Consider the following 19774-nt stretch of genomic DNA (forward strand, 5'->3'; position numbering starts at 1 on the left):
CGCGCTCAATGGCTGAGTGGCAGGGTTGCGTTTTCCAGCCAGCTTCGAACGTCCGCGTCGTGGATCAACGGCATCAGCGCCTCGCGGGTGCGGAGATGGTAGTCGTTGAGCCAATGCAGCTCCTCGTGCGTCAACAGCTCGCTGACCACAAGGCTGCGGTCGATCGGGCAATAGGTCAAAGTCTCGAAACCGAGCATCGCCATGTCGCCGCCGCCGATCTCCTCGGCGTCGCGGACATAGATCAGGTTCTCGATGCGGATGCCGAAACTGCCGGGCCGGTAGTAGCCGGGTTCGTTTGACAAGATCATTCCGGGCAACAATTCCTGCGTCGACAGACGCGAGATACGCTGTGGCCCTTCGTGGACGGAAAGAAACGAGCCGACGCCGTGCCCGGTGCCATGAGCGTAATCCGCCCCGGCCTTCCAGAGCGCGATGCGCGCCAGCGGATCGAGATCGCAACCGCGTGTTCCCACGGGAAAACGCGCTATGCTGATCGAGATCATGCCCTTCAGCACCAGCGTAAAGAACTGTCTCTGCTCTTCCGGCACTGTACCGATCGCGACCGTGCGAGTGATATCGGTGGTGCCATTGACATATTGCGCGCCGGAATCGACCAGGAACAGCTCGCCCGCCTCCAGCCTGCGGTCGGTCTCGGTCGTGACGCGATAGTGGATGATAGCCCCGTGCTCGCCGGCGCCCGAGATTGTGTCGAACGACACGTCCTTCAGTGGGTTCTGCATGCTCAGCCCGACATGGGCACGCACGGCTTCAAGCTTCTTCACAGCAGCGATCTCCGTCACCGTGCCTGGCTTGGACGTCTCCAGCCAATGGAGAAATTCGACCATCGCAGCGCCGTCCTGGAGGTGGGCAGCAGCCGAGCCATTAAGTTCAGCGGTGTTCTTCCGAGCACGCGGCAGCTTTGCCGGATCCGTCCCCTCGACCACCTCCCCGCCTTCGCGGCGGATGAGATCGGTCAGCGCATACGGTGCGAGATCGGGATCGACGAGGATGCGGCCGCCACCGGCTGAGGTCGCTGCCAGCCTGGAGGTCAGCTCCGACGGCGAAAGTTGGACGCAGATCTGCGCCAGATAGGCCTCCGCCTCGATATTGGTCTTGCGTTTGTCGAGAAACAGCTCGGCCTTGCCATTCGCATGGATAATGGCGCGCGCCAGCGGATGAGGCGTGTGCGGCACGTCGCTGCCGCGGATGTTGAATATCCAGGCGACGGAAGACGGATCGGTGACCAGCACCGCCGAAAGGTTCTTCTTCTCGAGCGACTGCGCGATTGTCGCAATCTTCTCGGTTGCGAGAACGCCTGCTTGGGCGACGGCCTGGATGATCACCGCACCCAGCGGCTCGCCGGGCCGATCGCTCCAGAGTCGATCAAGAGGATTGTGCGGCAGGAATACCAGCGTTCCGCCAATATCAGCCAGCGCCTTCTCAAGCCGGCGCACCTCCGCGCCGGTGTGAAGCCAGGGATCGACGCCGAGGCGAAGCCCTTTTGGCGCATGCTGCGGTATCCAGATGTGCGGTGCTTCGTTGACCAGATCGCCGCCGGTGAAAACCGTCTGGTCGACCTGCTCGACAAGCTGCGTGGTGTAGCGGCCGTCGACGAAGACGATCGCCTGCGATCGCGTCACCAGCGCGACGCCGGCAGAGCCCGTAAACCCGGTCAGCCACGCCAGTCGCTCCGAGCACGCCGGTACGTATTCGCCCTGGTATTCGTCAGCCCGGGGGATGAGAAAGGCATCGATGCCGAGCGCGTCGAAGGAGGCCCTAAGGCCCGCCACGCGTTCGCGGCCGAATTGCGGAGTGGAGGTGACGTCGAAGGACTGAAACATGGGCTACCCGGTGAGATGAACACGAATCCGCAGCCAGGCTGCACCCCCATGTTAGCCGAATTCATCACCATTGCGAAACAATGCGACGCGAAAACGCTCATCCGAGCAAATGCCCATTTTCCGAGCATAGATTCGTGATTATGGCAACACGACGGCGAAAGACATGCGATTGACGCATGGCTACCATGATGCATTCCCATCTGCCGCTCTGCGTCGGACTAGCTATATAGGGGACATCAACGGGTTCGGAAAACGAACCCACCCGAAAAGGAAATGAAAATGGCCAACTCTCGCTTCGCATATAGCAGCCCATTGCAGGCTGGCGAACGCCGGACCGTGCGCCATGTTATCGGCGCGCTTCGTCAGATCGAGGCCGAAACGTCGAAGATGGTCGGCGCAAGCCATGGTGATATCCGCCGTAACGGCGCAAACAGCTACGCGTTCTGATATATCGAGGTCCGGTCTCCTCCCCCTCCTCCGGATCGAAGATAAGAACGCTAGAGCCCGCTTGAGCACTCCTCCCCTCGAGCTCGCGGGTAAGGTCAGGTAAGACTGATCTGCAAGGCGGTGCCATTGGCACCGCCTTTTGCATTTCGGGGATTTCTTAGCAAGACAGCCTAGTTACGATCGCAGCCGGAATCAGTTTGCGAGGCGTTTAAGGACGATCGAGGTGGATCGTCACCCAGCCGTTGCGCCAGATCGTGCGGACATGGCGAAGATTTGCGCCGCTATAGGCAGCGATTACCTTCCAACGCTGGGAGGCGAGAATGCCGGACAGAATGACGGAACCGCCGGGCGCCAGATGAGCGGCCAGTTGCGGAGCCATGCGGATCAGCGGTCGCGCCAGAATATTGGCGATGATGAGGTCGAACGGCCCATGCCGCGAGAAAGACGTCGAGTGGAATCCCGGAGCGGTCTCCAGGCTTATCCCCGAGGCAATGCCATTGCGCCGGACGTTTTCGCGAGCCACACGAACGGCGATCGGATCGATGTCAGTCGCCAGCACCGGAATGTTCTTCAGTTTGCGCACGGCAATCGCGAGCACGCCACTACCAGTGCCGAGATCGAGCGCGTTGCGCACCCGCCGGCTGCGGACGACAGTCTCGATCGTCTCCAGGCAGCCTGCCGTCGTGCCGTGATGACCGGTACCGAACGCCTGGCCGGCATCGATCTCTATGGCGATATCGCTCGGACGGAGCTTGTCGCGGTCATGCGATCCATGCACGACGAAACGCCCTGCCCGCACCGGCTTCAGTCCATCGAGCGATTTCGCGATCCAGTCGACATCGGGGATCACTTCCTTCTCGATCGCAAGTTCCGGAAAGGCGGGCTTCAGCAGCGCCGCAAACCTTTCACGCACGTCCTCTTCCTGATCCATGTAGAGATAGATCGAGGCTTCCCAGATATCGGCCTTCTCGTCGATCTCCGAGGTTGCGATCGGCAATTCCTCGTCCTCGAAGACAGGGGTCATGAGGTCGAGGATCTGCTCGGCCTTTTGTTCGGTCGTGCTCACATACAAGCGAATTTCATTCAACGCGTCGGTCTCTTTCATTCGGCCCAGTCGATCCATGGCGGCTTCGGCGTGTCATAACCGGCCACGCCACGCAGCAGGTAATGCCTGGCAGACGGCAGGCGCAGAAGCAGCGGCGCCGCAAAGTCGCGGAGCGCAACCGCCAACGGGTTCTTCATGGTGATCAGCCTGGTCAGTCCGTAGGTTTGCTTTAAGACCTGCTTTACCGCAGGCATTCTGAGCGCCGAATACTCCTGTTCACGTCCTTCCGCAATCAGGTAGGCCAGCCAACTGGCGTCCTCTATGCCGAGATTCATGCCGCGCGCCCCTGCCGGCGAATGGATGTGCGCAGCGTCGCCGGCAAGGAATACGTTTCCAGCCGACATTCGGTCGACGTGGCGAAAGTGGATACGGAACTGCGAGGACCAGGTCTTTTCGTGATCGAGGTCCGGATGCGCAATCCTGCTTTCGAAATCCGGAAGCGTCGAGATGAAGCGCAGGGTATCGACGGCGAGCGGCAGACGCCCGACCATCCCTGGATCGAAAAGCCTGATTTCGGCGAAATGCGAATCGATCGGCTTGGAATAGCGAAAATCGGCGAGGTAGAAAGAGGCTTCGAGCGCCTCCCCGGGAAAGCCGAGGCCTATCGATTTGCGCACGACAGAATGCGCGCCATCGGCGCCGATGACGATATCCACCTGCACAGTCTCGATCGAGCCATCGGGCCGGCGCAGGGTCACTTCCGGCTTGTTTCTGTCCAGCCCTATGCCCTGCACTGCCGTGTTCCATTCGGGAGTGACGCCATATGAAACAAGTGCGGCAATCATCAAACGTTCCGTTGCCCCCTGAGCCAGACCGTGGAGGGCACTGAACCGTCCGGGAATCTTGCTGGTATCGAGCTCGAACAATTGCCTGGTCGTGGATCGCGCGCGAAAATGAGCGATCTGCTGGGCCTCCGCCAAGATGGTCTCGGTCACACCGGATGGCGATAGCAGCGTCAGCGTCCGGGCGTTGATCCCGAGTGCCCGGCTTTCGCTGAGCGGTGCCGGGCCATCTCCGTCATCGACAATCCGGGGTGAGAAGCCCCGCCTCGCCAGCTCAAGCGCAGCGGCAAGACCAGCAGGCCCCGCGCCCGCGATCAGGATCGTTTTTCCCCCGGCCATGATCTCCCCTACCCCTTCTTGATCAGGTTCTCCAATTTCTTGACCGCCGTATCGGGATCTTCCTGATAGGCGATCGACCCTGCAAACCGTCCCGATCCGTCCAGGAGGAAGACCAGCGCCGTATGGTCCATGGTATAATCGCCGGTCGGGTTCTTTTCGTCCACCGGAACCTTCTTGGCGTAGACCCGGAACCCCTTGACCATGTCCATGACCTTGTCGGGCGGGCCTGAAATACCGGTAATCCGCTTGGAAACATTCGAGACATATTCGTTCATGATCTGGGGCGTATCACGCTCGGGATCGACTGTGACGAAATAGGCGCCGAGCTTCGAGCCATCCGGGTCGACCTTCTGCAACCAGTCGTTCATTTCGAACAGCGTGGTCGGGCAGACATCAGGGCAATGGGTATAGCCGAAGAACACCACCGCCGGCTTGCCACGGAAGGCAGTTTCCGTGATCGGCTGGCCGCTTTGCGAGACAAGCGCAAAAGGAACGCCGAACGGTCCCTGAGCGGCCGTCGTGTCAGGCCCTTTGGTGATGCCGAGTGTCAGCCAGCCGAGCACTGCTGCCAGAATCAACACGACAACCCAAACCGCTATGCGAACTCTTTTCATGACTGCCTTATCCCCTGCGGCGGCTCATTTCCCAGCGAGCGGCCAAGAACCCCGCGCCGCGTGATATCGCGTCCGGACCACGGGTGCAATTCAACAAGACGTTTCTGCGCCGGGCGATATCTCGGGCACCCTAACACGAAGCGACAGAGGCATTGAGTGACATATGAGCGCAAGGTTATTTGGTTGGACGACGCGCCGTTAAGTCGATCGTAACCACTACAAGTCAACAATCGCAGCACTTGGCCCGCGCAAAGACACCATCCGCCAGCCAGATCATTTCGATTTTAACAGGGCATGATGCCCGCCGGGAAGTTCGAGCCGCATTTTGTCGTGCGCCGGACGCTCCTGATGCCCTGGAGCACATCGTTGCTCGGAGCTGTGAGCCTTTGATCCATTTTGCCGTGAAGGTCGCATCCTTCTAGGCAACTGCCAACCGGGAAGAGTTGACCATGACCAACGCCATCAAACAGACGGGTGCCTACCTGGAAATCGTATCCTTCCATCTCGGCGACCAGGAATTCTGCATCGACATCATGGCCATCCGCGAAATCCGCGGTTGGGCCCCGGTGACCCCCATGCCGCACACCCCTCCCTACGTTCTCGGCCTCATCAACCTGCGCGGTGCGGTCATCCCCGTCATCGACATGGCCTGCCGCCTCGGCATGAAGATGACCGAACCATCGGAACGTTCCGCCATCATCGTCACCGATATCGCCGGAAAGCTCGTCGGCCTGCTCGTCGAGCAGGTCTCCGACATGATGACCATCAAGAGCGAGGATCTGCAGCCGGCTCCGGAAATCATTCCGGAAGCACAGCGCGCCTTCTGCCGCGGCATCGTCGCGCTGGAGAAGACCATGGTCTGCTTCCTCAACCTCGACACCGTCATCGCCGACGAGCTGGCGCAGGCCGCCTGAGGTATCCTTGAGATAAAACGCAGATCGCCCTGGAGCAGGAACTCCAGGGCGACTGTTTGTCCATGCGCCCCGACTGGGGTGTTAGCCGGAATGCAGGCCGGGCAAGGCATGAACAGGGAAAATGAGCGTGGCTTTCGGCCAGTCCCTCCTCCATGTTCGGTGTCAGCTTAACCCTAAGTTAACCTCGATCAAAAGCCCGCCGCCCGGACAAACGGCAAATCCACAACCAAGGCGACCGACTTTTTTTGGTACAATTAGATCGCTTATTATATTACAGGCCTCAAGGCTTGCCGTTCTTCCATGTCACCGACTGTCCGTAGAGCGGAATGGTCGAAATCGACATCTTCGCCGAACCATCCGTCAGTTCCCGGCTATGGGCCAAGTAGATCAGCGTGTCGTTCTTCTTGTCGTAGACACGGTTGACCACCAACTTCTTCCAGATGAGCGACATGCCGGCACGGAACACCTCCTCGCCGCTCTCCGACAGGCTGATCTTGTCGATTTCGATCGGTCCGGTCTGGCGGCACGAAATCGAATTGTTCGACGGATCCTCGAACCACTTGCCGTTCTTCAACCGGTCGATGACGCTGCGGTCGAAATACGTGACATGGCAGGTGACGCCCGAAACTTCAGGGTCCGTAACGGCATCGATGATGATATCGTTGCCGGTCCAGTCGACCCCGACCTTGCCGACCACTTCGGCCGAGGCCGTCCCGGCGAAAAGCGTAAGAATAGAGGCGGCGAGAATGTGAATGCGGCGCATGGGCATGGGATCTCCCTGTTGATGCGATGCACTAGATAAGCCTCGCCTAGGCCATTGCAAGCAACGGACTATGCCCGGCGACAGGTACAAGGCTCGTAGCCGCGCGCCGTCAGCCGTCCGATCGACATGCCGATTCTCGCCGGGATAGACGCGATGTCAGCGGCCTTGACGACCTTCGCCATCTCGATCGCGGCTGCGGCGCATACGGCGGCATCTTCGGCGGCATTGTGATGCTTGAACCGCAGCGCCAGATGTTCGGCGAGAACATTCAGACGGTGCGAAAGAAGATGCGGCCAAATGCGCTGCGCCATCTTCAGGCTGCAGAGATAGGAAAGCTCTGGGTAGGACTGACGATAGTGATCGAGGCTGGCGCGCCAGACGCTGAAGTCGAAGGCGGCATTGTGCGCGATCATCGTCGCGCCACGGAAATCGTCGTGAAATTCGTCCATCACCTCGGGAAACGTCGGCGCGTCCTCGACATGCTCAGGGCGAATACCGTGGATGGCGATGTTGAAGCCCGAAAACCGCATCTCCTTCGGCCGGATCAGGCGCTCCTCGACGCGCGTTACCCGACCGTCCTCGACCCAGGCAAGCCCGACGGAACAGGCGCTTCCGCGCTGCTCGTTGGCAGTTTCGAAATCGACGGCAATGGTTTTCAACGGGACGTCCGGGTTGGCGGAAACAGGAAACCGCGGCCAGAAAGAATCGGGCCGCAGCAATGCCTTAAATTTGCACGACCCAACCTTGACTGCTACCCCGGCCGGTGCTGCGCCTGTGGATACAGCCTCAGCGATGATCCAGCCTTCGGACCAGGCGGTCGCCCAGCCATTGCATGCCGCAGACCAGCACGATGAGCACGACGACGACCGCGATCATGACGGTGGTCTCGAAGCGCTGGTAGCCGTAGCGAATGGCAAGATCGCCAAGGCCGCCGGCCCCGATCGCCCCTGCCATGGCGGACGCGCCGATGAGCGTCACCAGCGTGACCGTGAATCCCGCAACGATGCCCGGCAACGCTTCGGGAACGAGCACTTCGCGGATAATGGTCCAGCGGTTGCCGCCCATGGCGCGCACGGCATCCACCAGCCCCCGGTCGACTTCACGAAGCGACACCTCGGCGATACGCGCATAATAGGGCGTGGCGGCGATGGCCAGGGGCACGATCGCAGCCCAGGTGCCGAGCGACGTGCCGACAATCAGCCGTGTCACGGGGATCAGCGCGACGAGCAGGATGATGAAGGGAACCGAGCGGAACCCGTTGATGATGGCGCCGAGAACGCGGTTGATCCCCCGATGCTCGGCAATGCCGCCGCGTGCGGTGATCAGCAGCGCAAGGCCGAGCGGCAATCCGGCAACGAGCGAGATGATGCCGGATGCGCCCGTCATCAGGATTGTTTCCCAAAGCGAGCGCCAAAGCAGTTCAAGCATGATCGGTGTCATAGCCAAGTCCTTCCACCCGAGCCGATCTGGCCGTCAAAAACTGTTGAACCCGGGCGGGGAGCCCCGCATCCCTCGTCGGCACCGTGATGAAAAAGCGGGCGACCGGCTGGTTCTGGATATGATCGATCCCGCCATGAACGAGTCGGAACGAATGCGGAAATGCGGCCGAAAGGTCCGCGAAAAGCGCTCCATGGGCGGCTGGGCCAGCCAGATCGACGCTGAAGATCACTTCGGTGCCACCGCTCGGTGAAAGGCGGCGCGCGATATGCTCCGGCAGTTGCGGCCGGATGCCGGACAGGAGGCTGGTCGTCACCTCGCTCTTCGGCTCGGCAAAGATCGACCATACCGGCCCCTCCTCGACGATCCGGCCGGCATCGATGACCGCGACGCGATCGGCTATGCCGCGCACGACTTCCATTTCATGGGTGATCAGCAGGATGGTCAGGCCGAGCTTGCGGTTGATGTCCTTCAAAAGCGCCAGGATCGAGCGCGTTGTCTCCGGATCGAGCGCGGAGGTCGCCTCATCGGACAAAAGCAGCGCCGGCCTCGCGGCAAGCGCCCGCGCGATGCCCACTCTCTGCTTCTGGCCGCCTGAGAGAGACGAAGGATAGGCCTTCGCCTTGTCCGACAGCCCAACGAGCTCGAGCAACTCACTTGCGCGACGTAGGCGCTCTGTCTTGGCCACGCCGGCTATCTTCAACGGAAGGGCAACATTCTCTTCGACGGTCTTTGCCGACAGCAGGTTGAAATGCTGGAAGATCATGCCGATCCGGCGGCGAAGCGGCTGCAGCTCACGTTCCGAAAGCCCCGCAATATTCCGGCCTTCGATGTGGATCTCGCCGGAATCGCACTGCTCCAGCCCGTTGAGGCAGCGGATCAGCGTCGATTTCCCCGCCCCGCTCCGCCCGATGATCCCGAGTATCTCTCCACGACGCGCCCGCAGCGATATGCCGTCAAGTGCTGCCGTTTCGCCGAAACGTCGGTACACATCGACAAGCCGGACGATGTCGTCGCTGGCTTCATCCGATGAAGTTTGTCGCTCGATGGCGGCCGCTGGAACAATGGAATTCATAGACATGCTTTCATAATACTAGGCTTTGGCCAAAACACCGAAGGCGGCCCAGACAAGAATGCCTGAGCCGCCCGATGCCCCACCGCTAGAGGTGCAGGATCGTCAATTAATAGGCGCTGATGCCGGTTCCCTTGTAGACCTTGTCGAACGCGGCCTTGACGGTATCGTTCTGGTAGGAGGCGACCAGCGTCTTCACCCAGGCCTCGTTTTCGCTTCCCTGCTTGACCGCGATGAAGTTGCGATAGGGATTGTCGGTGACCGGTTCCTGCGCGATGCGGTCCTGTGCCGACAGCCCGCTCTTCAACGCCCAGTCGGTGTTGACGACTGCGGCGTCAAGATCGTCGATCGAACGGCCGACGATACCCGCGTCGAGTTCCTTGATCTCGATGTTCTTCGGATTGGCGACGATATCGGCGGTGGTCGCGAGAATGCCAGTGCCGTCCTTGAGCTTGATCACGCCTTCGTTCTGAAGAACGCGCAACGCCCGCCCCTCGTTGGAAGGATCGTTCGGAACGCCGATCACGGCGCCCTTCGGCAGCTCGGCGACCGACTTGTATTTCTTGGTGTAGAGGCCGATCGGCCAGACGCCGGTATAGCCGACGCGAACGATGTGATAGCCGTGCGTCTTCACCTGGTTGTCGAGATAGGGCTGATGCTGGAAGGCGTTGGCGTCGACCTCGCCATGTTCGAGCGCATCGTTCGGCTGGGTGTAGTCGTTGAAGACCACGGTCTCGACCTTGAGACCCTTCTTTGCGGCCTCCGATGTCACGACACGCCAGACGTCTTCGTCCTCGCCGCTCATGATGCCGACCTTGATCGTCTTGTCGGCGGCGAAGGTCGGAGCTGCGATTGTCAGGCCCATGAGGCCTACGACTGACGCCAGCAACAACGCGAGGCCGCTGCGACGAGAAATGCCGGTTGATTGAGTATGGAAAGCTGTCTTTTTGATCATTGTTTTATCCCGTCTGAAAAAAGAGGCTCGGCGCCCCAAAGCAATCGCATAATCGCAATTGCGAACGGGAGGCGCGACGAACGATTGTCCTAACTCAAGCTGATGTCGGGAAAACTCGTTTGGGTTGCCACGTATTAGCGAGATATAATTCCATTAATTTTATAGACTACCTCGAACGCGCCCCCGCAATGACCAGTCCCAAATTCGTCTCATTGCTCGTCGACAAGCAAAGAGAGTTATTATCCGCCGGCCACGGCAACCGCAAAACGCACGGCTCCATGAAACGATCATTTTTCCTCTTGGCTGCCGCGTTCTCGCTCCTGCCCGTCGCAGCAGATGCGCATCCCCACATCTTCATCGACGCGCAATTCGCAGTCGTCGCCGCGCCGGATGGGACGATCGCCGAGCTGAAGAACGTCTGGCAGTTCGACGAGGTGTTTTCCTCGTCCGTCCTTCTCGATTTTGACAAGAACGGCGACCTGAACCTCGACGCCAGTGAACTCAAAGCGGTCGGCAAGACCGTCCGCGAGTCCTTGGGCAAGTACAATTACTATACGAACGTCACGCTCAACGGCAAACCCGTGCCGATGGGCAAGCCTGACGTGATGCATGCGGACTACAAGGACGGCGCGCTGACACTGACCTTTTCGCTGAAGCCGGTTGAGAAGACCCCGCTCAAGGGGCTTCTGATCTTCGGCATCTACGATCCGAGCCTCTATACCGCCGTCGATTTCGCTGAAGACACCGACATGGCAACGACGGGCGCCGCCTTCGGCGCCTGCAAACGCAAGGTCGTCAGGCCCAATCCAGACCAGATCATCGCCCAGAACCAGGCAACGCTCACCACGCTGTTCTTCAACGATCCGATGGGGACGAACTTCTCCCAACTGGTCGCGACACGATTGGAAGTTCAGTGCTGACCCAATAGATTGGCGTCGAGTGCCAAAAGGCGATTCGGCATTCACCTTTCAAGGGGTGTGATTTGGAGACGACGCTTTATCTGCCGATCAAGAATTTCCTCGAAAAGGCGGGCTACACCGTCAAGGGCGAGATCGGCGGCTGCGACCTTCTCGCACTTGGTGATGGCGAGCCACCGCTGGTCGTCATCTGCGAGCTGAAGCTGAGTTTCAACCTCGAGCTTGTGCTGCAGGCGGTCGACCGTGCTGCGGCCAGCGACGAGGTCTGGCTCGCAGCTCGAATTTCCACCAAGGGAAAAGGCCGTGAAAAGGATCGCCGTTTTCGCGACCTCTGCCGCAGGCTCGGCTTCGGCATGCTCGGCGTCTCAGATCTCGGCACCGTCGACGTCCTTGTCAGCCCATGCTCGCCGATGCCGCGCAAGAATCCTCGCCGGAGAACCCGGCTCATCAGCGAGCACAAACGTCGCCAGGGAGATCCGACCGCCGGCGGAGGGTCGCGCATGCCTGTCATGACCGCCTATCGCCAGCGGGCCTTGGCCTGCGCTGCGGCGCTGGAAGCCGGCCCGCAGCGGCCAAGAGACATCCGTGCCCTCGCGGCCGACGCCGCCAAGATTCTGCTCGACAATGTCTACGGCTGGTTCGAGCGGGTCGATCGCGGCGTTTACGCACTGACCGAGCAAGGACGGCTGGCCCTGCAGCGCTGGCCGCAATTAAGTCCCGAGGCCGAAATCACGATCGCCGCCGAGATTTGACGAGACCTGCCGCCGCCAACTGTTCCGATCTGTGGCAGCTACTAGATATTTCGCGTATCCTTTATTGGTCTCATTCTCCGTGTCCCCTTGGAATTACAGTGAAAACGGGAATGTGGGCTCCGAGCTCGGTTGACAATTCAGCCGAAAGTAGAAAAGTGCGCCATATCTAAAGCACTGCGGGGGGTTCCATGTCTAAGCGCGCGTTTATCGGACTGTCGGCCTTTCTTTTTGCCACCATTGCTGCAGTGCTGCCGGCAGGTGCGGCAGATACCAAACGCCAGGCAGTCACCACACAGGACGGCGATTATTTCGGTTTCGACCTGCGCACTGAGCAGAACCTGACGCTCGACCAATGCGAGACAAGCTGCATCGGCGATCACTCCTGCCGCGCCTTCACCTATAACCCCAAGGTGAAGTGGTGTTTCCTCAAATCCGATTTCAACCAGCTGAACAGCTTCCCCGGCGCCATTGCCGGCAAGATCGTCGACGCCGCCAGCCAGCCTGACATTGGCGCCGCCCCGGCACTACCCTTCGTCTCCGACAAGCTGGTCCAGGACGCCGCCGCCGCCAAGGATGGCTTGGCCTTGAGCGATGATCAGAAGAACCAGGGCGTCGAAAGCCTCGTGGCGCTTGCACATGTAGACCTCTCCGCCGGCAACGCCGTCGACGCCGTCAAGGCCTTCTTGGGTGCGCTCGCGATCACGCCGGACAACAGTGCCTTGTGGATCGAGACAGCTCGCGCTGCCAACGGCATCAAGGACAATTCCGATGTTGCCGGACAGGCAGCACTTGCCGCGCTCAACGGCTACCAGCTGACGCGCACCACCGGGAGCCGCGCCGACGCGCTCGCTGTGCTGGCGACGTCTCTGGCGAACTCGCAGAACTACCGTGCGGCTCTCAACGCCTACAAGGCCAGCCTCGCTTTGGTCCAGTCGAGGGACGTCAAGGCGGCCTATGCGGATTTGAGAACCAGGCAGGGCTTCCGGATCATTGCCAACACCATCGACAACGACAGCATAACGCCGCGAGCCTGCGTGCAGTTTTCCGAACAGCTGATCAAGAGCGGCACGGACTACACCCCCTTTGTGCTGCTCGACGGTGCAACGCCGAAAGCTCTGGAAGCCAAGGGTGACCAGATTTGCGTCGAAGGCCTGACCCACGGCCAGCGCTACAAGCTGACGGTCCGCGCCGGCCTCCCCTCCTCCGTCGACGAAAACCTCGAGGCTCAGGCCGACCTCACGCTCTACGTCAAGGATCGCTCCGCAAGCGTCCACTTCACCGGCGACAATTTCGTCCTGCCGGAAACCGTTCGCCGCGGCATTCCGCTGGTCTCGGTCAACACACCGAGCGCCAACCTGAAGCTCTACCGCATCGGCGATCGCGGCATCGCCCCACTTCTGACCAGCTCGCAATTCCTGACGCAGATCGACAGCTACAGCGCCCAGCGGCTGCAGGACGAATCAGGCGAACTGGTCTGGCAGGGTGCAATCGATATCCAGTCGGATCTGAACAAGGATATCGTGACCAGCTTCCCTGTCGGCGAAGCGCTGCCGCAGCGCAAGCCTGGGGTCTACGTCCTGACCGCGACGCTTCCAAACGGCGGGCAGGAATGGGATTCACAGGCAACGCAATGGTTCGTCGTCTCCGACATCGGCATCTCGACCTATGCCGGCACCGACGGCCTCAACGTCTTTACCCGCTCGCTCGATAGCGCCAAACCGCTCGCCGGCATCGAGCTTCAGCTACTCGCCAAGAACAACGAGATTCTCGGCACGGCAAAGACAGACGCCAACGGCCACGCCACCTTCACCGCCGGCCTGATGCGCGGTACCGCGGCGCTGACACCGGCTGTCATCACCGCCAAGGACGGCGACAAGGACTACGTCTTCCTCGACATGACCCGCGCCGGCTTCGACCTCTCCGACCGCGGCGTCACCGGCCGCGCTTCCCCGGGTGCGATCGACCTGCTCGCCTGGACGGAACGCGGCATCTACCGCGCCGGCGAGACCGTTCATGCCTCGGCGCTCGCGCGCGACAGCGCTGCAGCCGCAGTCGAAAATCTGCCGCTCACTTTCATCTTCACCCGGCCTGACGGCGTCGAGGACCGGCGGATCGTCAGCAACGGCACGCTCGGGGGCTATACGATCGACCTGCCGCTGCAGGCCAATTCCATGCGCGGAACCTGGACGATGCAGGCCTTCACCGACCCTAAGGGTACGGCGATCGGCGAAAAGCAGTTCCTGGTCGATGACTTCGTGCCCGACCGGATCGAGTTCGACCTGAAGAGCGACGCGAAGAATATCGAGATCGGCAAGCCGGCGCAGGTGAGCGTTGACGGCCGCTATCTCTACGGCGCCCCCGCAGCCGGCCTCAACCTCGAGGGCGAGGTGTCGCTGAAAACGACGCGTGAAAACGCTGACTTTCCGAACTATCTGTTTGGCCTCGCCGACGAGCAGGCAAGCGAGGACACCAAAGTCCCTCTGGACGACTTGCAGCCGGTCGACGATCAGGGCCACGAGACCTTTGACGTCAACATCGCCGACGCGCCCGCGACGACCCAGCTGCTGAACGCCAACATCACTATCCGCATGCAGGAAGCCGGCGGTCGCGCGGTCGAGCGGTCGCTGACCCTTCCGGTCAAGGCCCAGGGGCCGATGATCGGTATCAAACCCGAGTTTTCAGGCGATCTTGCCGAGAACTCGATCGGCCGGTTCAATGTCATCACCCTCGACAAGGACGGCCAGAAGCAGTCGCTATCCGGCCTGAACTGGAAACTGCTGAGCATCGAGCAGAACTACCAGTGGTACCGCGACGGCACCGCCTGGAAATACGAACCCGTCACCTCCACCAAGCAGGTCGCAAACGGTACGATCAACACCACGACCGATGGGGGAGAAATCTCGGTTCCGGTCACCTGGGGCCGCTTCCGTCTTGAGATAGATACCGCAGCCGCTGATGGCCCGACCTCCAGCGTCGAATTCGAGGCTGGCTTCTATGTCGCATCGACCTCTACGGAGACGCCGGATGGTCTCGTCATCGGCCTCGACAAGGAGACCTACGCAATCGGCGACACCGCCAAGCTGAAGGTCTCGCCACGCTTCGCCGGCGAGGTGCTCGTGACGATCGGCACAGAAAACGTCATCGCAACCGAGACCGCCAGCATTCCGGCAGGCGGCGGCGAGGTGGACATTCCCGTCACTGCCGATTTCGGCGCGGGCGCCTATATCACCACCACGCTCTTCCGCCCCGGCACCGCCCAGCAAAGCCGCATGCCGATGCGCGCCATCGGCGTCAAATGGCTGAAGGTGGATCCGGCGGACCGCAAGCTCTCCGTAAAGCTGACGCCGCCTGAAAAGACATTGCCGCGCCAGCCGCTGGTCATTCCCGTTGAAGTCAGCGGCGCCGATGTCGGCACGGAGGCCTACGTCACGGTTGCCGCAGTCGACGTCGGCATCCTGAACCTGACCCGCTACGAGGTGCCAAGCCCCGATGGCTGGTATTTCGGCCAGCGCCAGCTCGGGCTCGAGATCCGCGATCTCTACGGCCGCCTGATCGACGGCTCGCTCGGCGCCACGGGCCACTTGCGCACCGGCGGCGACGGCGCCGCGGTCGCCCTGCAGGGCAGCCCACCCACCGAGAAGCTGGTTGCCTTCTTCTCCGGACCGGTGAAGGTCGGCCCGGACGGCAAGGCGTCCGTCAGCTTCGACATACCGCAATTCAACGGCACGGCGCGCATCATGGTGGTCGCCTGGTCGAAGCATGGCGTCGGCCACGCAAGCACCGATGTCGTCATTCGCGACCCGGTCGTGGTCACGGCCAGCCTGCCGAAATTCTTAAGCCCAGGCGACAACAGCCAACTCCGTCTGGACATCGCCAACACCGACGCACCCGCCGGCGCCTACCAGCTCCAGGTCACCAGCAACCCGGCGATAGCGGTCGCGCAGGCCGCGTCCCTGCAAACCATCAACCTGACCGCCGGCGGCAAGGTCGCCCTGACCCTGCCCTTGACCGGGCAGCAACCAGGCGACGGCGTCGTCTCCGTCAAGCTGTCGAACGCATCGGGCATTTCGCTGGAGCAATCGCTCGACATCCCGGTTCGCCCCTCTTCCCTGCCCGTGACGATAAGCCGTCCGCTGACCATCCAGCCCGGAACGAGCCTGACGGTCAACGGCGACCTCCTGGCCGATAGCCTGTTGCAGGGCGCGTCCGTCAGCCTCAACGTCGCCCGCGCGCAAGGCTTCGATATCCCGGCGCTGCTAATGAGCCTCGACCGCTACCCCTACGGTTGCGCCGAGCAGATCACCAGCAAGTCGCTGCCCCTGCTCTATTTGAGCGAGCTCTCCAAGAAATCCGGCTTGCCTGAGGATCCCGATACGCAAAAGCGCGTGCAGGATGCCATCTATCGGGTTCTGTCCTATCAGTCCTCGACCGGCAGCTTCGGCCTCTGGGCTCCAGGCTCCGGCGATCTCTGGCTCGACGCCTATGTCACCGACTTCCTGACCCGCGCTCGCGAACAGAAATACAACGTCCCGGACCAGGCCATGGTTCAGGCGCTCGACAATCTGCAGAACTCGACCGCCAGCGACACCAACGTCAAGGACAACGGCAACGAGATCGCCTATGCGCTCTACGTGCTCGCCCGAAACCGCAAGGCCTCGATCAGCGACCTGCGCTACTACGCGGATACGATGCTCAACGACTTTCCGACGCCGCTCTCAAAGGCGCACCTGGCAGCCGCACTCGCGCTTTACGGAGACGCGCAGCGCTCGAAGAGCACGTTCCTCGCCGCCCTGCAGATGTCGGAAAAGGATGCGGTGACCAAGGTGAGCTTCATCCGCTCCGACTACGGCTCGACGCTGCGCGACGGTGCCGCAGTCCTGGCGCTGGCTGCCGAAAGCCGCCCCGTGCCGCCGATCGTCCCGGAATTGACGAAGATCGTCTCCAAGGAATGGCAGCAGAAAGCCTATACCAGCACCCAGGAACAGACCTGGATGCTGCTCGCCGCCCGCGCACTGGCGAACGGCGATGACGACCTGAAGCTCGACGTCAACGGCGCTGCCCATACGGGTGCCTACAGCGCCCGGATGACTGGCGACGCCCTGCTCGAACACCCCGTCACGGTCACCAACCAGACGACGCAACCGCTGCAGGCGTCGGTAACCACCGTCGCCTCCCCGAAACAGCCGCTGACAGCAGGCGGCGACGGCTTCAAGATCGAGCGCGCCTACTACACGCTTGGAGGCGACGAGGCCAATGTCAGCCAGGTCAAGCAGAACGAGCGCTATGTGGTCGTGCTGAAGGTCACCCAGACCAACAGCTGGCCATCGAAGATCATGATCACCGACCTCCTGCCCGCCGGATTCGAGATCGATAATCCCGGTCTCGTCAACAGCGCCCAGCTTTCGAACTTCGACTGGATCGGCGAAGTCGAACCGGCCCATGTCGAGTTCCGCAGCGACCGCTTCATCGCGGCGATGGACCGCACCGGTGACGACAACGGCGAGATCACGCTCGCCTATGTCGTGCGCGCCGTGACGCCGGGTACGTACGATCAGCCGGGCGCCAATGTCGAGGACATGTATCGGCCGCAGTTCTTTGCCCGCACGGCGACCGGTCGCATGGAGGTCGAGGCGGCGAAATAATGTCGATCTGGCGAAAACTCGGGTTTGGCGTATCGGCGGCAGCCCTTCTGGTGACGGCGGCAATGTTCGGTCTCGACGTTGCCGACCGTGCCTTTCCGCCGCCTTTGCAAAAAGCCAACCTCGTCTCCTCTGAAGTTCTCGACGCCGACGGCCAGTTGCTCCGAGCCTTCGCGACACCGGAAGGCCGCTGGCGGCTGAAGACCACCGCCGCCGATGTCGATCCGCAGTTCGTCCGCATGCTGATTGCCTACGAAGATCGCCGCTTCGAGCAGCATCACGGCGTCGACCTCGTCGCAATCGGTCGCGCCGCCCTGCAGTTCGTCACCCACGGGCGCGTGGTCTCCGGCGCCTCGACGCTGTCGATGCAGGTGGCCCGCCTGCTCGAGCCGCGCCCCGAAAGGACAATCAGCGCAAAGCTGCTGCAGCTCGTCCGAGCAATCCAGATCGAGCGGCGGCTGAGTAAAGCTGAGATTCTCGACCTCTACCTGACCCACGCCCCCTATGGCGGCAATCTGGAGGGCATCCGTGCGGCGAGCCTTGCCTATTTCGGCAAGGAGCCACGCCGCCTGACGGTCGCGCAATCGGCCATGCTGGTCGCCATTCCGCAGCTCCCCGAGAGACGCCGTCCCGACCGTAATCTTGCAGCCGCTACCGCCGCACGCCATCGTGTACTCCAACGCGCAGCCGTTGCTGAGGTCATTGGCGATGGGGAAGCCGAGCGCGCCGAACTGACAGCGATCCCCACCGGCAGGCTGCAATTGCCGGCTTACGCCGCCCATCTGGCCGAAGCCGCACTTCGCAAGGAGCCCGGTGTCGACCAGCACAGGACGACACTGCGCCGACGCATCCAGCAGGGACTTGAGACCGTTACGAAGGAAGCAGCGGCTCGCCTGGACCCGAAGGTCTCGATCGCCATGGTCATGGCCGATTCCAAGACCGGCGAGATCGTCGGCGAGGTCGGCTCCGCCGGATATTTCGACAGCAGCCGCTACGGCTGGATCGACATGACCCGGGTCTACCGCTCTCCCGGCTCGGCCTTGAAGCCATTCATCTACGGCCTCGCCTTCGAGCAGGGACTGGTCTCGCAGGAGACCATCATCGAGGACCGCCCGGCGGACTTCTTCGGCTACCGCCCGAAGAACTTCGACACCACCTACCAAGGCGACGTCAGCGTCCGCCAGGCATTGCAACTCTCCCTGAATGTCCCCGCCGTCAGGATACTCGACGCCGTCGGCCCGACCCGGTTGCTCGTCCGCTTCCGTCGCGCCGATGTGAGACCTGTCCTGCCGCCCAACGAAACACCCGGCCTCGCGATCGGTCTCGGAGGCCTCGGCATAACGCTGAAGGACCTCGTCCAGCTTTATGCAGGCCTTGCCAATCGTAGCAATCCCGTCCGCCTCGGCGACGGCATCGTCGACAAGCCCGCCATCGTCGATAGCGAACCCCTGCTTGAACCGGTCGCCGCATGGAATGTTGCCGACATCCTCTCAGGCATCATCGCGCCGGCCGGTAGCGCCCAGCATGGAATCGCCTATAAGACCGGCACCAGCTATGGCTTCCGCGATGCCTGGTCTGTCGGTTACGACGGCCGCTACGTGCTCGGCGTCTGGGTCGGACGCCCCGACAACGGCGCCGTCCCCGGCCTCACCGGCTATGGCACCGCAGCACCGATCCTCTTCCAGGCCTTCGAAAAATCCGGCGTCGGCATTACACCCCTGCCAGCCGCCCCGACAGGCGCCGTCCGCATAGCCCAATCCCAATTACCGATAAGCCAGCGCCGGTTCTCTATGACCACAAGCGGCCTCCTCTCCGCTTCGACGCGCGAACCCGCCCCACAGATCGTCTACCCGCCAGAAGGCGCGCATGTCGAACTCGGCGCCAACGGCGACGGTACCCTGATGCCGCTCGTCCTCAAACTCCAAGGCGGCCGCGCGCCCTTCCGCTGGCTCGCAAACGGCAAGCCGCTCGCCGACATCTCCCGCAACCGCATCAGCCAATGGCAACCAGACGGCAATGGCTATTCGACGCTTACGGTGATCGACGCGGTAGGAAGGGCGGCGACTGTTGGGGTGTTTTTGACAAAATGACGCTGCCCCGAGCAAGCGCCCTCGTGCTTCGAGGCTCCGGCCAAAAGCCTCCGCACCTCAGCATGAGGGCTAAACGATCGCAAAGGCTAGAAAAAACCGCCGCCCCA

Annotated in this window: 15 protein-coding genes; 6 read left to right on the forward strand and 9 right to left on the reverse strand. The window is 61.7% G+C overall.

Annotated features, from left to right (window positions below; translation table 11 throughout):
- Positions 1 to 5 precede the first annotated feature (5 nt).
- A complete protein-coding gene (locus CPY51_RS12060) occupies positions 6 to 1841 on the reverse strand; it encodes an aminopeptidase P family protein (RefSeq protein WP_111160467.1) in 1836 nt (611 codons plus the stop codon).
- A 279-nt stretch (positions 1842 to 2120) separates the two neighbouring features.
- Here CPY51_RS12060 and CPY51_RS32825 point away from each other — a divergent pair, with 279 nt between their 5' ends.
- A complete protein-coding gene (locus tag CPY51_RS32825) occupies positions 2121 to 2288 on the forward strand; it encodes a hypothetical protein (protein ID WP_195909530.1) in 168 nt (55 codons plus the stop codon).
- Between the two features lie 208 nt (positions 2289 to 2496).
- Here CPY51_RS32825 and CPY51_RS12065 read toward each other — a convergent pair whose 3' ends face one another.
- Genes CPY51_RS12065 through CPY51_RS12075 form a run of 3 tightly spaced genes read right to left on the reverse strand, consistent with a single transcriptional unit; the run spans position 2497 to position 5128 of the window.
- A complete protein-coding gene (locus CPY51_RS12065; RefSeq protein WP_111160961.1) occupies positions 2497 to 3375 on the reverse strand; it encodes a 50S ribosomal protein L11 methyltransferase in 879 nt (292 codons plus the stop codon).
- A gap of 14 nt (positions 3376 to 3389) precedes the next feature.
- Positions 3390 to 4514, reverse strand: a complete 1125-nt coding sequence (locus CPY51_RS12070) for an FAD-dependent oxidoreductase (RefSeq protein WP_111160468.1) — start codon at positions 4512 to 4514, stop codon at positions 3390 to 3392.
- 8 nt (positions 4515 to 4522) lie between these two features.
- Positions 4523 to 5128: an SCO family protein gene (locus CPY51_RS12075; protein WP_111160469.1), complete on the reverse strand. Its 606-nt coding sequence runs from the start codon at positions 5126 to 5128 to the stop codon at positions 4523 to 4525.
- A gap of 449 nt (positions 5129 to 5577) precedes the next feature.
- Here CPY51_RS12075 and CPY51_RS12080 point away from each other — a divergent pair, with 449 nt between their 5' ends.
- Positions 5578 to 6042: a chemotaxis protein CheW gene (locus CPY51_RS12080; protein ID WP_111160470.1), complete on the forward strand. Its 465-nt coding sequence runs from the start codon at positions 5578 to 5580 to the stop codon at positions 6040 to 6042.
- Between the two features lie 280 nt (positions 6043 to 6322).
- Here CPY51_RS12080 and CPY51_RS12085 read toward each other — a convergent pair whose 3' ends face one another.
- From CPY51_RS12085 to CPY51_RS12105, 5 genes are all read right to left on the reverse strand, one after another.
- A complete protein-coding gene (locus CPY51_RS12085; RefSeq protein ID WP_420820691.1) occupies positions 6323 to 6811 on the reverse strand; it encodes a CreA family protein in 489 nt (162 codons plus the stop codon).
- Positions 6812 to 6873: 62 nt separating this feature from the next.
- On the reverse strand, positions 6874 to 7464 hold the full coding sequence (locus tag CPY51_RS12090) for a 3'-5' exonuclease (protein ID WP_111160963.1): 591 nt from the start codon (positions 7462 to 7464) through the stop codon (positions 6874 to 6876).
- A 127-nt stretch (positions 7465 to 7591) separates the two neighbouring features.
- On the reverse strand, positions 7592 to 8245 hold the full coding sequence (locus CPY51_RS12095) for a methionine ABC transporter permease (RefSeq protein ID WP_111160471.1): 654 nt from the start codon (positions 8243 to 8245) through the stop codon (positions 7592 to 7594).
- Positions 8226 to 9317 (reverse strand): methionine ABC transporter ATP-binding protein, encoded by a 1092-nt coding sequence (locus CPY51_RS12100; RefSeq protein WP_111160472.1) that lies wholly within the window; start codon positions 9315 to 9317, stop codon positions 8226 to 8228. The genes CPY51_RS12095 and CPY51_RS12100 overlap by 20 nt, the downstream gene beginning before the upstream one ends.
- Before the next feature lie 106 nt (positions 9318 to 9423).
- Positions 9424 to 10269 (reverse strand): MetQ/NlpA family lipoprotein, encoded by an 846-nt coding sequence (locus tag CPY51_RS12105; protein WP_111160473.1) that lies wholly within the window; start codon positions 10267 to 10269, stop codon positions 9424 to 9426.
- Positions 10270 to 10547: 278 nt separating this feature from the next.
- On the opposite strand from CPY51_RS12105, the gene CPY51_RS12110 reads away from it, so the two are divergent.
- The 4 genes from CPY51_RS12110 to pbpC all read left to right on the forward strand — a co-directional run bounded on the left by CPY51_RS12110 (position 10548) and on the right by pbpC (position 19667).
- The gene (locus tag CPY51_RS12110) at positions 10548 to 11189 is read left to right on the forward strand and encodes a DUF1007 family protein (protein WP_111160964.1); all 642 of its coding nucleotides are present in this window, start codon (positions 10548 to 10550) and stop codon (positions 11187 to 11189) included.
- A 62-nt stretch (positions 11190 to 11251) separates the two neighbouring features.
- Entirely contained in the window at positions 11252 to 11938 is a 687-nt protein-coding gene (locus CPY51_RS12115) for a DUF2161 domain-containing phosphodiesterase (protein ID WP_111160474.1), read from the forward strand.
- A 188-nt stretch (positions 11939 to 12126) separates the two neighbouring features.
- On the forward strand, positions 12127 to 17580 hold the full coding sequence (locus tag CPY51_RS12120) for an alpha-2-macroglobulin family protein (RefSeq protein WP_111160475.1): 5454 nt from the start codon (positions 12127 to 12129) through the stop codon (positions 17578 to 17580).
- Positions 17580 to 19667, forward strand: a complete 2088-nt coding sequence (pbpC, locus tag CPY51_RS12125; protein ID WP_111160476.1) for a penicillin-binding protein 1C — start codon at positions 17580 to 17582, stop codon at positions 19665 to 19667. Before CPY51_RS12120 ends, pbpC begins: the two co-directional genes overlap by 1 nt.
- The last annotated feature ends 107 nt before the right edge of the window (positions 19668 to 19774 follow it).

The sequence above is a fragment of the Arminella tubonensis genome, from assembly GCF_003240585.1.
GTDB classification, from domain to species: domain Bacteria; phylum Pseudomonadota; class Alphaproteobacteria; order Rhizobiales; family Rhizobiaceae; genus Rhizobium; species Rhizobium tubonense.